Annotated in this window: 16 protein-coding genes; 4 read left to right on the forward strand and 12 right to left on the reverse strand. The window is 37.0% G+C overall.

Features of this window, described 5'->3' with window-relative positions; genetic code table 11:
• Positions 1-203: 203 nt before the first annotated feature.
• Both aroD and QQZ16_RS13800 read right to left on the reverse strand, forming a co-directional pair.
• Positions 204-977, reverse strand: a complete 774-nt coding sequence (gene aroD / locus QQZ16_RS13795; protein ID WP_284561422.1) for a type I 3-dehydroquinate dehydratase — start codon at positions 975-977, stop codon at positions 204-206.
• A 36-nt stretch (positions 978-1,013) separates the two neighbouring features.
• Complete coding sequence (locus tag QQZ16_RS13800; protein ID WP_031538917.1) at positions 1,014-1,544, reverse strand: shikimate kinase; 531 nt, start codon at positions 1,542-1,544, stop codon at positions 1,014-1,016.
• A gap of 381 nt (positions 1,545-1,925) precedes the next feature.
• Between QQZ16_RS13800 and katA the strand changes: the two genes are divergently transcribed.
• Positions 1,926-3,380 carry a catalase KatA gene (gene katA / locus QQZ16_RS13805; RefSeq protein WP_031538918.1) on the forward strand — a complete coding sequence of 485 codons (1,455 nt, stop codon included), beginning with the start codon at positions 1,926-1,928 and terminating at the stop codon, positions 3,378-3,380.
• Positions 3,381-3,519: 139 nt separating this feature from the next.
• Here the strand turns inward: katA and QQZ16_RS13810 are convergent, their stop codons facing one another.
• From QQZ16_RS13810 to QQZ16_RS13830, 5 genes are all read right to left on the reverse strand, one after another.
• The gene (locus tag QQZ16_RS13810) at positions 3,520-4,872 is read right to left on the reverse strand and encodes an IS1182 family transposase (RefSeq protein ID WP_284561423.1); all 1,353 of its coding nucleotides are present in this window, start codon (positions 4,870-4,872) and stop codon (positions 3,520-3,522) included.
• A gap of 323 nt (positions 4,873-5,195) precedes the next feature.
• On the reverse strand, positions 5,196-5,327 hold the full coding sequence (locus QQZ16_RS13815) for a hypothetical protein (RefSeq protein ID WP_284561424.1): 132 nt from the start codon (positions 5,325-5,327) through the stop codon (positions 5,196-5,198).
• Positions 5,299-5,493 carry a hypothetical protein gene (locus tag QQZ16_RS13820; RefSeq protein ID WP_251629482.1) on the reverse strand — a complete coding sequence of 65 codons (195 nt, stop codon included), beginning with the start codon at positions 5,491-5,493 and terminating at the stop codon, positions 5,299-5,301. Before QQZ16_RS13820 ends, QQZ16_RS13815 begins: the two co-directional genes overlap by 29 nt.
• On the reverse strand, positions 5,465-5,596 hold the full coding sequence (locus QQZ16_RS13825; RefSeq protein WP_284561425.1) for a hypothetical protein: 132 nt from the start codon (positions 5,594-5,596) through the stop codon (positions 5,465-5,467). The genes QQZ16_RS13820 and QQZ16_RS13825 overlap by 29 nt, the downstream gene beginning before the upstream one ends.
• Positions 5,568-5,750, reverse strand: a complete 183-nt coding sequence (locus QQZ16_RS13830) for a hypothetical protein (protein ID WP_284561426.1) — start codon at positions 5,748-5,750, stop codon at positions 5,568-5,570. The genes QQZ16_RS13825 and QQZ16_RS13830 overlap by 29 nt, the downstream gene beginning before the upstream one ends.
• Positions 5,751-5,872: 122 nt before the next feature.
• On the opposite strand from QQZ16_RS13830, the gene QQZ16_RS13835 reads away from it, so the two are divergent.
• Positions 5,873-6,733: an aldo/keto reductase gene (locus QQZ16_RS13835; protein ID WP_031538920.1), complete on the forward strand. Its 861-nt coding sequence runs from the start codon at positions 5,873-5,875 to the stop codon at positions 6,731-6,733.
• 65 nt (positions 6,734-6,798) lie between these two features.
• On the opposite strand, the gene QQZ16_RS13840 is transcribed toward QQZ16_RS13835, so the two are convergent.
• The 4 genes from QQZ16_RS13840 to QQZ16_RS13855 all read right to left on the reverse strand — a co-directional run bounded on the left by QQZ16_RS13840 (position 6,799) and on the right by QQZ16_RS13855 (position 10,210).
• A complete protein-coding gene (locus QQZ16_RS13840; protein WP_268817797.1) occupies positions 6,799-6,924 on the reverse strand; it encodes a hypothetical protein in 126 nt (41 codons plus the stop codon).
• 222 nt (positions 6,925-7,146) lie between these two features.
• Positions 7,147-9,579, reverse strand: a complete 2,433-nt coding sequence (locus QQZ16_RS13845) for a heavy metal translocating P-type ATPase (protein WP_235248321.1) — start codon at positions 9,577-9,579, stop codon at positions 7,147-7,149.
• An 84-nt stretch (positions 9,580-9,663) separates the two neighbouring features.
• A complete protein-coding gene (gene copZ / locus QQZ16_RS13850; RefSeq protein ID WP_235248330.1) occupies positions 9,664-9,870 on the reverse strand; it encodes a copper chaperone CopZ in 207 nt (68 codons plus the stop codon).
• A 13-nt stretch (positions 9,871-9,883) separates the two neighbouring features.
• Positions 9,884-10,210, reverse strand: a complete 327-nt coding sequence (locus QQZ16_RS13855; protein ID WP_031538923.1) for a metal-sensitive transcriptional regulator — start codon at positions 10,208-10,210, stop codon at positions 9,884-9,886.
• A gap of 148 nt (positions 10,211-10,358) precedes the next feature.
• Here QQZ16_RS13855 and QQZ16_RS13860 point away from each other — a divergent pair, with 148 nt between their 5' ends.
• Positions 10,359-11,006, forward strand: coding sequence for a GntR family transcriptional regulator (locus QQZ16_RS13860; protein ID WP_031538924.1), 648 nt, complete (start codon positions 10,359-10,361; stop codon positions 11,004-11,006).
• A gap of 189 nt (positions 11,007-11,195) precedes the next feature.
• Here the strand turns inward: QQZ16_RS13860 and QQZ16_RS13865 are convergent, their stop codons facing one another.
• Positions 11,196-11,621: a MarR family winged helix-turn-helix transcriptional regulator gene (locus tag QQZ16_RS13865; RefSeq protein WP_284561427.1), complete on the reverse strand. Its 426-nt coding sequence runs from the start codon at positions 11,619-11,621 to the stop codon at positions 11,196-11,198.
• A gap of 123 nt (positions 11,622-11,744) precedes the next feature.
• On the opposite strand from QQZ16_RS13865, the gene QQZ16_RS13870 reads away from it, so the two are divergent.
• Positions 11,745-13,232, forward strand: a complete 1,488-nt coding sequence (locus tag QQZ16_RS13870) for an MFS transporter (RefSeq protein WP_048717116.1) — start codon at positions 11,745-11,747, stop codon at positions 13,230-13,232.
• Positions 13,233-13,261 lie beyond the last annotated feature (29 nt).

The following is a 13,261-nucleotide window of genomic DNA, read 5'->3' on the forward strand; positions in this document are numbered from 1 at the left end:
GTTTTATAGACGATTCTCTTTCATTTGGGACAATCTTTAACTTGCTATTCCATTTAATCTATAAAAAAAGAATTTCGCCTAGAAACGAAATCCTTTTTCATAAAGGGAAAGTTCCAACAAGGTGGTAATTCCTCCCCACTGATGGATAATGGAACCTATCGTTTTCGAATGCTCCTATGCTTGTAGTTGAACCCTACTGTCCGTTAAGAGTACGATAAACTTTTATGTAAAGTAGTTAAGATATTTCTTAATTCTTCAATTGGAATTTGCCCTGGTGCTGATGCTTTTTTTGCTGATGCAAACGTAATAGCTGAACCAAATATTTCTCCTGCCATTCTACTTACAGCCCCTTTTCCTCCCATTGACATTGTTACAATTGGTATGTCTGCAGCAATTTCCTTCATCGTTGCCGTTGCATCTAATAATGTTAAAACATCTTTAACAGATTGAGGCATGACTGCAATTTTTGGAATATCAGCACCTAATTGTTGTGCTTTCTGTAATCGAGAAATAATTTCCTCTTTCGATGGTGTTTTTTCAAAATCATGGTTAGATAGTATAACAGCGATTTGATGGGAATGCGCCAGCTTGATAACTTCCTTCATTGCATCTTCTTCCGTAAATAATTCGATATCCAGTAAATCAATCAGCCCTGTTTCTACCATATTTTTATTTAAATGAAAATATGCTTCCTTCTCTATCGACCTTTCTCCACCCTCTTTAGCTGTGCGAAAAGTAAATAGTAAAGGAATATTTCCTATCGTATTTCTTATTAGATGCAGAGCCTCTGTCACACTGCCTATCTCATCTACTTCTGCAAAATAATCACTTCGCCATTCTATTATATCGATTGGAAGCTCCTTAAGTAAGGCGGCCTCTTCCCTTAGCTCTTGGACTGTTCTACCAATCAGGGAAACACATATTTTCGGTAATCCCTCACCAATGAAAACATCTCTTACTTTAACGCTTTTACTCACCTTTTTCCCTCCAATAACCAATTTCTCTATCATTATTTAAGCAAGATCCAAGGAATCTATTACGGATTCTACTATTTCCTCCAGCTCTTTCCCATCCATTTTCACCTTCAAATGATGGTTTACATAGATTGCCTTTCTCTCATTAAATAAATTCTTTATCTCTTCCTCTGATTTCCCTTGTAATACTGGCCTGCTATCGATAATAAATGGAATTCTTTGCTTCCACGCTTTAAAGGACATGTCTAAATATAAGACGATACCATTTTCAAGACAGCTTTTCCGAATGTCTTCTTGTAAAAAAGCTCCTCCCCCAAGGGATATAACTTTTTGTGTCTGTTTGGATAAAGCAATAATCATCTCCTTCTCCTTTTTTCGGAAGAACGCCTCTCCATGATATTGAAAAATTTCGGTAACTGTCATGTTATATTCTCTTTCTAATTGATGATCAACATCTATAAAGTCTCGTTTGAGTTTATTTGCTAAAGCCTTTCCAATCGTTGTTTTTCCTACACCCATAAACCCAATTAGTATAATACTTTTCTGTTTTCCTGATTCCTTTTGCAACATGAAGTAAAGCCCCCTATAATCTATTCCGACGAAAATCTTTCTTTCATTATAAGGGAAATACAGTCTTTATCCTAGCAGATTATAAGGAATAAATCGGATACACCATTCATAAAATTTATGGATATAACTATTTTCTATTCATATATATAAGCTTCTTGCATATTTCCTAATTCTCATTCATGTATTTCTTTTCTCTATTAGCCTTTTCTATAAAATCTATTCATTGTCAAGTATTACTTGTTTCTTAGCAGATAAAACCCTATCATATTATTCCCTCTGAAAACTTATTTATAATAATTATAAAATTATATTGATTTTTTATTTGTAGATGATATTATAATATACATATGCTAAAGAACTAAATTATGAGGTGATTTTTATATGTCAAATAATCGATTAACTACTAGCTGGGGAGCACCAGTTGGGGACAACCAAAATTCCATAACTGCTGGACATCGTGGACCGACTTTAATACAAGATGTCCATTTACTTGAAAAATTAGCTCATTTTAATAGAGAACGTGTGCCTGAGCGTGTGGTTCATGCTAAAGGGGCTGGAGCTCATGGATATTTCGAAGTGACAAATGACTTAACAAAATACACAAAAGCTAACTTCCTATCTGAAGTAGGTAAAAGAACACCAATGTTCATTCGTTTTTCAACAGTTGCTGGGGAATTAGGTTCTGCTGATACTGTTCGTGATCCACGTGGATTTGCAGTGAAATTTTATACAGAAGACGGAAATTACGACATCGTTGGTAACAATACGCCTGTATTCTTTATTCGCGATGCAATTAAATTCCCTGATTTCATTCACACACAAAAAAGAGATCCAAAAACACACTTAAAAAATCCAACAGCTGTATGGGATTTCTGGTCGCATTCACCTGAATCTTTACACCAAGTATCCATTCTTATGTCAGATCGCGGTATTCCTGCAACCCTTCGTCATATGCATGGTTTCGGGAGCCATACCTTTAAATGGGTGAACGAAGAAGGAGAAGGCGTGTGGGTAAAATATCATTTCAAAACAGAACAAGGGGTTAAAAACCTTGATGTGAATTTAGCAGCTAAACTTGCTGGGGAAAATCCTGATTATCATACAGAAGATTTATTTAATGCGATTGAAAAAGGAGACTTTCCTGCTTGGACACTTTATGTTCAAATCATGCCATTAGAAGATGCAGATACGTATCGTTTTGATCCATTCGATGTAACAAAAGTATGGTCACAAAAAGATTATCCTTTAATCGAGGTTGGACGTATGGTGCTTAATCGTAATCCAGAGAACTACTTTGCGGAAGTAGAGCAAGCTACTTTCTCTCCTGGAACATTAGTACCTGGTGTAGAAGTTTCACCAGACAAAATGCTACAAGGTCGTTTATTTGCTTATAGTGATGCACATCGTTACCGTGTTGGCGCAAACCATAATGCACTACCAATTAACCGCCCTCGCAATGAAGTAAATAACTATCAACGCGATGGTCAAATGCGCTTTGATGGCAATGGTGGGGGTTCAGTTTATTACGAACCAAATAGCTTTAGCGGTCCAAAAGAAACTCCTGAAAACAAAACAACTCCATTCGCAGTATCTGGAGTAGCAGAAAGTGTTGCATATGACCATAACGATCATTACACACAAGCTGGAGACCTATACCGCTTAATGTCTACAGAAGAACGCGAAAGATTAGTTGCAAACATTGTTGGCGCAATGAAACCTGTAGAATTAGAAGAAATCAAACTTCGTCAAATTGGTCACTTCTACAAAGCAGATCCTGAATACGGCACAAAAGTTGCTGAAGGATTAGGCTTGAGTGTACCAGAGACAGTAAAATAATTACGTTTTGTTGAAAAGCCCTCTATCATAGAGGGTCAGATTGTAGAGAAAGTATAATTTTCTCTACAATTTTTTTATTTAAGTAGACATAATCACATCTTTTATTTTTCCATTTCATTGAAAAAAGACTCTCATGCATCTATCCAATCTTGGATAGATGCATGGCAATCTTCTTTATATTTTGACAGGCAGCTGTCATTAATACTTGTTCGGCTGCCTTTTGTTTTCCACGTAACCGGCAGTAGCGAAGCCCATGCAGTTCTTTTGAATCTGCGAAGCTTCGCTCTACTTTTTCTTTTCTAAATTTATAAAGGGCCTTCCCTGATTTAGAAAGACGATTTAACCGAATTTTTTCCTTGTTTTCTTCCCAAACATGACGAGTGACTACTTTTGTATGATTTTTAGAACGAGTACATTGGGAAAGCAATGGGCAATCTTTACATCGTTTGGGATTTGATTTATATTCTCGATATCCTTCGCGAGTTGTTGTACGATAAGGCAGTATTTCTCCGTTTGGACAAGTGTAACAATCGGCTTCTTTATCGTAAGTGAATTTCCATTTGGGAAAGAGTCCTTTTACTGGACTATATCTTCTATGTGCGATTACTCCAAAAATATTTCGTTCTTCTATCCCTTTACAAATAGGGTTTGTTAAATAACCAGAATCTAAAGCAACAGCTTCCACTTGAAATTGGAAACGATCGATTTGACGATCAAGTCGGTCTAAATAAGGAACAGAATCATGGACATTACCTGGGGTAACAAAGGCATCGGTAATGATGTTAAACTTCATATCCGTCGTACGGTGATCTAAATAACAGAACATCTCCTGCTTATTATCTCGGGACATAAAGCCACAATCAGGATCCGTTGTACTAACCCGAATTTCCTTTGTTTCCTCCACTGCCTCCTTTTTCTTTAGAGGCTTTTTTCCGTGGGCAGTCCGATCCTCCTCAATCGCTTTATCTAACTCTTCCACGTATTCGCGTGTTTCCACTTTCACCGTTTCTCTGGTGAATTTATGTTTATTGGCATTCGCTTTCAAATGAGTAGAATCAGTAAATAAAACTCTCCCTCCAACCATTTTATGATTCATCGCTAAAAGAACAATTTCATCGAAAATGTCCTGAAAGACAGTGGTATCTTTAAATCGATTACACCGATTCCAACTAATCGTAGAATGATGAGGAACAGGATCTGTAATTTTTAAACCAAGGAACCAACGATAAGCAAGATTCACTTGAATTTCCCGCTCTAATTGTCTTTCGGAACGGATGCCATATAAATAACCGATAAACATCATTTTAAATAAAATCAAGGGATCTAAAGATGGACGACCATTGTCTTCGGAGTAATAAGGACGGACTTTATCGAGGATAAAAGAAAAATCAATGTGTTTATCAATTTTTCGTAAGAGATGATTAGCTGGAACAAGCTCATCTAAAAGAACAAATTCTACTTCGTTTTGAGTATGAGAACGGGTATGTAACATCGAAATCACCAACCTATATTTGATAATTATATTATATCAAATTACCGCGGTGAATAGATGAAGTAAATATAAAAAATGAAAGGCTGTCGGGACTTTCTCGACAGCCTGGCCCTCTATCATAGAGGGTTTTTCTTTATTTAATTGAATGGTTTAATCACTTAAGTACCAATACCTTGTTTAATTAGTTGATTCCCCTTTTTGATAGGCTTTAAACTAGTTTTGGCGATTTTGGGCGGATGGTTGCTATATTTAGAGGGGGGATTTTTGCGACTTTGGTGTTCTTATTTGCGATTTTGGCTCTCTTACTTGCGACTTTGGCTCTTTTACTTGCGACTTCGACTTTTATTTGCAACTTTCACCCTCTTACTTGCGACTTCCACACTCTTTCTTGCGACTTCCACCCTTTTACTTGCAACTTTGGCTCTTTTACTTGCGACTTCGACTTTTACTTGCAACTTTCATACTCTTTCTTGCAACTTCCACCCTTTTACTTGCGACTTCCACACTTTTACTTGCAACTTTCATACTCTTACTTGCGACTTCCACACTCCTTCTTGCGACTTTCTCTCTCTTACTTGCGACTTTGGCTCTTTTACTTGCGACTTCGACTTTTACTTGCAACTTTCATACTCTTACTTGCGACTTTCACCCTCTTACTTGCGACTTTCTCTCTCTTACTTGCGACTTTGGCTCTTTTACTTGCGACTTCGACTTTTACTTGCAACTTTCATACTCTTACTTGCGACTTTCACACTCTTACTTGCGACTTTCACACTCTTACTTGCGACTTTCTCTCTCTTACTTGCGACTTTGGCACTTTTACTTGCAACTTCCACCCTCTTACTTGCAATACCCATCCTCTTTCTTGCAACTTCCATCCTCTTACTTGCAACTCTCCTATTCTAAACCTCACTCCCCCAACCCATCTCAATTATTTGAAAAATCAACCAGAAACCGATACGCTTAGGATAGAAAAAATCTATTCTAACGGGGTGAAATAATGGAGTTAACAATTAATTCGACAAAAAAACTAAGTAATGGAGTAGAAATACCTTATTTGGGCTTTGGTGTTTTTTTAGTCAACGATCCAACAGAATGTGAGCAAAGTGTCCTTTCTGCAATAAAAAATGGATATCAGTCCATTGATACAGCTACAAGGTATGAAAATGAAGAATTTGTAGGCAATGCTATTAAATTCGCTGGTGTGCCTCGTGAGGAATTATTTATTACAACAAAGGTTTGGGTAACCGACTTCGGTTATGAAGAAACAAAAAAAGCTTTTCACGAATCCTTAAAAAAATTACAGCTTGATTATTTAGATCTTTATCTTATTCATTGGGCAGCGCCTGGCTTTGAAGAAACATGGAGAGCATTAGAGGATCTTTATGAAGAAGGATTAGTCCGTGCTATCGGCGTGTGTAATTTCCAAATTCATCATTTTGAGAAATTAGCCGAAACAGCAAGAATAACGCCAATGTTAAACCAAGTAGAAACACATCCCCTTTTCCAACAGGTTGAATTACGAAATTATATGGCACAGCATAATATCGCACATGAAGCATGGGCTCCCCTCGGTCAAGGAAAAAATGGATTATTCGATTTGCCAGCTTTAGTGGCCATTGCCAAAAAGCATAATAAAACAGTTGCACAAATTATTTTACGCTGGCATTTAGAACGAGATACCATTATTATTCCTAAATCCGTACATGAGCATCGTATTATGGAAAACGCTGATTTATTCGACTTTACACTTGATGCAGACGATATAAAAACAATTGCTTCCTTAGATACAAACCAACGAAGCTTCGGAAATCCTGATGATATCGAACGTTTTAAAGCAATGCAGGAAGCTGCAAAATAATTTAATAATCAACTCAAAAAGGCATACCAATTCATCTATATTGGTATGCCTTTTTATTCTAAAATTTACTGCTTCTTATTAGTAGAAGCCCATTGATTATCTGTAGCTGTCTTATTCTGTTTTTTGCTTGTAACTTCTGTATTTGCCGTTGCCCATTGGTTATTTACTTCTGATTTTTTCTGTTTCGCCATTATTCGTTACCTCCTGCTAGTAGTTATCGACGTACAATTCTAGTATGAGATAAAGTTGCAAAGATTATGAACCCAACCGAAAATCTTTTCATAAAGTGAACCTTTAAAAAGGCAAAGCTTTATCCTTCAAATGATGTATTCGCACATCTACAAAACAATGATTTCCGAGCTATGTCCCTCGATTCCTCATTTACGGGAGATGTGAGTCTAACTAACCAGCATTTAAAGCTTCAATCGCTGTAAACGAAGCGCATTTAATACGACAGATACAGAGCTAAATGCCATCGCTGCACCAGCTAGCCAAGGTGCTAGTAAACCAATTGCTGCAATCGGTATACCAAGTGTATTATAACCGAATGCCCAGAATAAATTTTGCTTAATGTTGGCAATCGTCTTTCTGCTTATTAAAATACTGTCGGCAATTGCTTGTAGATCCCCACGAATAAGCGTAATATCGGCTGCCTCCATTGCAATATCTGTTCCTGTTCCAATAGCCATGCCTATATCTGCTAAGGCTAAGGCTGGAGCATCATTTATGCCATCCCCCACCATGGCCACTTTTTTCCCTTTCTGCTGCAGCTTTTTAACAGCGTCAGCCTTTCCATCTGGTAATACCTCTGCAATGATATGGTCAATGCCTGCTTGTCTCCCTATCGCTTCTGCTGTTTGCTGATTGTCCCCAGTGATCATAACGACATCCAAGTTCATCTGTTTCAATCGCTTAATTGCCGCCTTTGACGTGTCTTTAATCGTATCTGCGACTGCAAGAAGCCCTGCATATTTACCATTAATGCTTATAAGCATTGCTGTTTTCCCTTGGGATTCGAGCTCCTTCATTTTAGGTAGAATTTTCCCGACATTGATGCGATATCGATCCATTAAACGCCGTGTTCCGACTAATATTTCATTTCCATCAACATGTGCACGAATTCCATAGCCTGGAACTGCTTCAAATTGGGCTGTATCCTGAAGGACAATCCCCCTATCTGTTATGCCTTTGACAATCGCCTCAGCAAGCGGATGCTCTGATTTGCTTTCTGCTGCTCCAACTAGGGAAAGTAACGTTTCTTCCTCCCAATCTGTTATGACATCCGTTAATACAGGTTTTCCATTTGTGACTGTTCCCGTTTTGTCTAATAAAATGGTGTCAATTTTATGCGTCATTTCAAGATGTTCTCCACCTTTAAATAATATCCCATATTCGGCTGCTCTACCTGATCCGGCCATAATAGAAGTCGGAGTAGCTAGCCCAAGTGCACATGGACATGCGATAACCAGTACGGCGATTAACTTCTCTAGACTTTCTGCAAAATCTCCAGGTGTAATAATGAAATACCAGAAAAGGAATGTTACAATTGCAAGCGTCACTACAATAGGAACAAAAATGCCTGAAATATAATCTGCTAATCGTTGAATTGGTGCCTTTGATCCTTGGGCTTCTTCCACTACTTTAATAATTTGCGCAAGGGCTGTCTCTTTCCCAACCTTTGTCGCTTTCATTTTTAAGAATCCATTTTTATTAATGGTAGCACCAATTACGGTGTCTCCCCCTTGTTTATCAACTGGAATACTTTCACCTGTAAGCATAGATTCATCAATTGCTGACTGTCCTTCAATAATTTCGCCATCAACGGGAATTTTTTCTCCCGGTTTTACAAGAAGTATATCTTCTGCTAAAACTTCCTCAAGAGGAATTTCCGTTTGCTCCCCATCTCGAATGACGACAGCAGTCTTTGCCTGAAGCCCCATCAGTTTTTTTATCGCTTCGGAAGATCTTCCCTTTGCCTTCGTTTCAAATAATTTGCCCAGAATAATTAAAGTAATTAGAATGGCACTTGTTTCGAAATATAATCCAACAGGATGACCGAAATGCCCTAATGTCTCAAAAGATAGATAGACACTATAAAAATAAGCAGCTGAGGTTCCTAATGCAACAAGGACATCCATATTAGCGCTCTTATTTTTTAATGCTTTATATGCTCCTATATAAAACTGTTTTCCTACAAAAAATTGAATGGGAGTTGCCAGCGCCATTTGTACCCAAGGATTCATTAATATATCTGGTACGTAGAGAAAGGAAGTAAAGGTAAAGTGACCAACCATTGTCCATAATAAAGGAAGTGATAAAACGATCGAAAAAAGAAATTTCCGTTTTTGTCTTTGGTATTCTGCTTCCTTTTTATTTATGGTCGCTTGCTTTGATTCCTTTTTTGTTGCTCCATAGCCAAGCTTATTAATTTTTCCAATTATCTCATCTGCTGCAATACTTGCCGGATTGTACTCAATTGTTGCATTCTCCAATGCCAGATTCACGGTTGAAGTGTTAACACCAGCCATCTTATTTAAGCCTTTTTCAATTCTTGTTGCACAGGCAGCACAAGTCATTCCTGAAATATCTAGTTCCAGTTTTTCAGTTATTATTCCATAGCCCAATCCTTCTACTTTTTCTTTAATTTCATTTGTTGATAGTTCCTCTTCTCTATACGTAACCGTTGCCTTTTCAAGCGCCAAATTGACTGTAGCTTGTTCAACACCTTGCATTTTGTTAAGACCTTTTTCAATACGATTTGCACAAGCTGCACAGGTCATTCCCGTAATCTCAAATGTCTGTTCATTTATTTTACCTTTACTTTTCACTACACTTTGTTCAGCCATATCGCAAAAACTCCTTATACCTATATAGGGTATATTTGATTGAAAATAAAAATGTGCAGACGATCGCACATTTTTTAAATTGAATTACTTTACATCATAGCCTTGCTCGTCAATTGCTTCTTTAATTTTTTCAAGAGCAACTTCATTAGCATTAAATGCTACATCAACTAATCCTTCTTTAAGATTAACTTTAACAGCTGAAACGCCTGCAAGCTCTCCTACACTTCCTTCTACCGCTTTTACACAATGATTACAAGACATTCCTTCCACTTTTAACGTTACATTTTCCATCTGAAAACACTCCTTATTTTTTCATTAATTTTTGAATGGTTGTTAAAACCTCGTCAACTACTTCCATGTCTCCTTCTTGAATACGCTCTACGACACAGTTTTTCAAGTGGCCTTCTAATAAAATCTTTGCAACACTATTTAAAGCAGATTGTGTTGCAGAAATTTGCGTAATAACATCGTCACAATACGTATCTTTTTCTATTAGACCTTTTATCCCTCTAATTTGACCTTCAATACGATTTAATCTGGTCACTAAATTCTGTTTTACTTTATCTGAATGATGACTTCTTCTGTCACTCGTAAGATGGCAACTTTCTAATTCATGCTCATTATTGTCCAATAAAAATCCCCCTTAACGATATATCGCATATTTATATTATACCCCTGTATGGTATAAAAGTAAACTAAATAGATTTGACGATTTTGTGAATGATTTTATGAACCTACTCTTTTCCACTAATATAACCGAAATATGATATATTATTGCTATGAAAAACATTACGCAAATTCCACGTCAATCATTAAGAGCACAAGTATACGACCGATTAAGATCAGCAATTATCCATCTTGAACTAAAGCCTGGTGAGAGAATTAACGATAAAGCATTGGCTGAACAATTTGGTGTTAGCAGAACCCCAGTACGAGAAGCTCTCAAAAAATTGGAGGATGAAGGATTAATTGTAACTTCTCCAGGTTCCGAAACAGTTGTAAGCCTAGTTGAAGTAGAACAAGCGATGCACGCCTTTACCGTTGTAGCCTCGCTCCATGGATTGGCTGCTAGATTAGCTCTCACCACTTTAACTCTTACACATGCCGACCAAATGACAGCAATAAATAATGAATTTGCTGAAGCTTTAAAAGTGGAGGATAAGTATAGAGCAATCCAAATGGATGATCAATTCCATGCAGTAATTATTGAGGCATCACATAATCCCGAAATAATGCTAGCTTTAGATCGCCTTCTTCCAAAAATTCGTCGACTTGAATTACAAAAGTTCAATACTTTCGATGGGAAAAAATCAATTAAACAGCATCAAGAAATTATTTCCTGTATATCAAATGATAGCAAGGAGCAGCTCCCAGCATTGATTGAAAATAATTGGCTAAGCCTGGCTGAATATTTAACTGAAAAATAGTTGCTATTTATCTTTCATTTTTTTTCATAATTGGTGGGGATATTGGATATTCCACCGCTCATAATGCAGAATAAAATGAACTAACCATTAGTGGGGTTTTCCTTTATCCTTCACTGATGGTTAGTTGAACCAATCGAACCTTCACGGACGTCTATCTTCTTTCCATTCTCCCAAACCTAAAGTTGATTCTTACTGAAGTTTAAGAGTGGGATAAATCTTTTTCAATAATTGAAGCAATTGACGTTCTTCTTCAGCAGTCAAATTGCTAGTAATTTCTTCATTTAGCCGTTCTAACACTTCTTGTATCTGTGGAAAAATAGTTCGTGCTTTAGTTGTTGGATATAAATTATTTGAACGCCGATCTTTGTTATCTGTTTGTCTATCAACATACCCGACGTTTTCAAGATGCTTGATTGCTCTAGCGGTTGTTGCTTTATCAAACTTTAACTGAGAGGAAAGTTCATCTTGGTTAATCCCCGGCTTGGCAATAATCATTTTTAAAAAGGCGTGTTGCCCACCATTTCCTAACTCAAATGGCTTCAATTCCCTCGAAAGAAATTTCTGATTCTGCCTATGGATCATCGAAACAATCCTTCCTATTGGCATTTCATTCATATTTTATCCCCCTCGGATAGTTTCATATAAGAAAGTGAAGACTAATTTTACTGATTGTAGCATACAAAATTTTAGTTGCGTGCGCAACTAAATTATTTTAAAATGAAGCAATAATAGTTACATATGCAACTAAATAAACGAGGTGATTATTTGCAACCTTCCGTAAAAGAAGTCAACCAAGAAGTTCATCAACGTCGCTGGCTCATTTTTACTGTTTTAAATATATTCACATTTATGGCAACCCTTGATGCGAGTATTGTTAATATTGCACTACCGACAATTTCTAAACAGCTAGGTCTAGCATTCGCCAGTTCTCAATGGATTGTTATTAGTTATTTACTCACAATCTGTACCGTTATCCTTTTCTTTGGAAAATTAGGGGATATGTTTGGAAAAATTAACGTCTTTAAGTGGGGCTCGATACTATTTATCATTGGTTCATTCCTTTGTGGATTAAGTACTTCTCTATCCTTATTAGTCATTTCACGGATTATCCAAGCATTTGGCGCAGCAATGACAATGGCAAATAGCCAAGGTATTGTAACGGAAATTTTTCCTGTAAAAGAGAGAGGAAAAGCATTAGGTTTAATTGGAACGTTTGTCTCTTTAGGAAGTATTACAGGACCAAGCTTAGGTGGGATCATTATTTCAAGCTTAGGCTGGGAATATATCTTTTGGATAAACATCCCAATCGGTTTTATTGCCATTGCTTTAGCGTGGAAGATATTGCCTAAGGATGTCACCATAACAAAGACAAAGATAGATGTAGCAGGAAGCTTATTATTTAGCTTTGCCATTATTCTTTCTATCGGTGGCTTATTACTTGGGCAACAATATGGCTATTCAAACTGGTATATCATTACTTCCATTATTATAGGAATCCTTACATTTATCAGTTTTATCATCGTAGAATATCGAAAAGAAAGCCCAATGCTAGAGCTTTCTATCTTTAAGAATCCACTTTTTTCTATCAGCATCTTTTGTGCATTTATTGTATTTATCGCAAATTTTTGTTTTAATATCCTGTCTCCTTTTTACACACAGGATATTCTTGGAATGTCAGCATTGCATTCAGGTTATATCCTTATGCTCTTTCCAATTACCATGGCAATTGTCGCGCCTTTAAGTGGTGCATTATCCGATAGAATAAGTGGTCAGGCTATTACCTTTGCAGGACTTTTAGTAATGATTGTTGCCCAAATCGGTTTAACTTTCCTTCATGAAGGAAGTACGCTCACAAGTCTTGCACTATGGATTATTATGCTTGGCGCCAGCACTGGTCTTTTCCAGTCTCCTAATAATTCACTAATTATGTCGACAGTAGAGCGGAAACAGCTAGGAATCGCAGGTAGCATTAATTCACTTGTTCGTAATTTAGGAATGGTCGTCGGAATTTCTGTTGCAACAAGCATATTATTCTCTGTTATGAGCATGAAAGCAGGCTACCGAGTAACTGCCCTTATCCCTGGGAGACCTGATATTTTTCTTAGTGGGATGCATGTCGTATTTCTTGTTTCAAGCAGTCTTTGTTTTGTTGGTTTGCTTCTTACAGGATGGAGATATATGACTTCTCGTAAAGTAGTGGCAAAAAAAGTTAGAAATGCTTCTTGATTTAGTGATTACTTATAAAAACTCCTTGA

The sequence above is a fragment of the Bacillus sp. T2.9-1 genome, assembly GCF_950097965.1.
GTDB classification, from domain to species: Bacteria; Bacillota; Bacilli; order Bacillales; family Cytobacillaceae; genus Niallia; species Niallia hominis.

Coding starts and splice junctions, on each gene's coding strand:
- QQZ16_RS13800 (WP_031538917.1), bottom strand. CDS start 1,544: ATGTTGCAAAAGGAATCAGGAAAACAGAAAAGTATTATACTAATTGGG.
- katA (WP_031538918.1), top strand. CDS start 1,926: ATGTCAAATAATCGATTAACTACTAGCTGGGGAGCACCAGTTGGGGAC.
- QQZ16_RS13810 (WP_284561423.1), bottom strand. CDS start 4,872: ATGTTACATACCCGTTCTCATACTCAAAACGAAGTAGAATTTGTTCTT.
- QQZ16_RS13830 (WP_284561426.1), bottom strand. CDS start 5,750: ATGGAAGTTGCAAGAAAGAGGATGGGTATTGCAAGTAAGAGGGTGGAA.
- QQZ16_RS13835 (WP_031538920.1), top strand. CDS start 5,873: ATGGAGTTAACAATTAATTCGACAAAAAAACTAAGTAATGGAGTAGAA.
- QQZ16_RS13840 (WP_268817797.1), bottom strand. CDS start 6,924: ATGGCGAAACAGAAAAAATCAGAAGTAAATAACCAATGGGCAACGGCA.
- QQZ16_RS13845 (WP_235248321.1), bottom strand. CDS start 9,579: ATGGCTGAACAAAGTGTAGTGAAAAGTAAAGGTAAAATAAATGAACAG.
- copZ (WP_235248330.1), bottom strand. CDS start 9,870: ATGGAAAATGTAACGTTAAAAGTGGAAGGAATGTCTTGTAATCATTGT.
- QQZ16_RS13860 (WP_031538924.1), top strand. CDS start 10,359: ATGAAAAACATTACGCAAATTCCACGTCAATCATTAAGAGCACAAGTA.
- QQZ16_RS13865 (WP_284561427.1), bottom strand. CDS start 11,621: ATGAATGAAATGCCAATAGGAAGGATTGTTTCGATGATCCATAGGCAG.
- QQZ16_RS13870 (WP_048717116.1), top strand. CDS start 11,745: ATGCAACTAAATAAACGAGGTGATTATTTGCAACCTTCCGTAAAAGAA.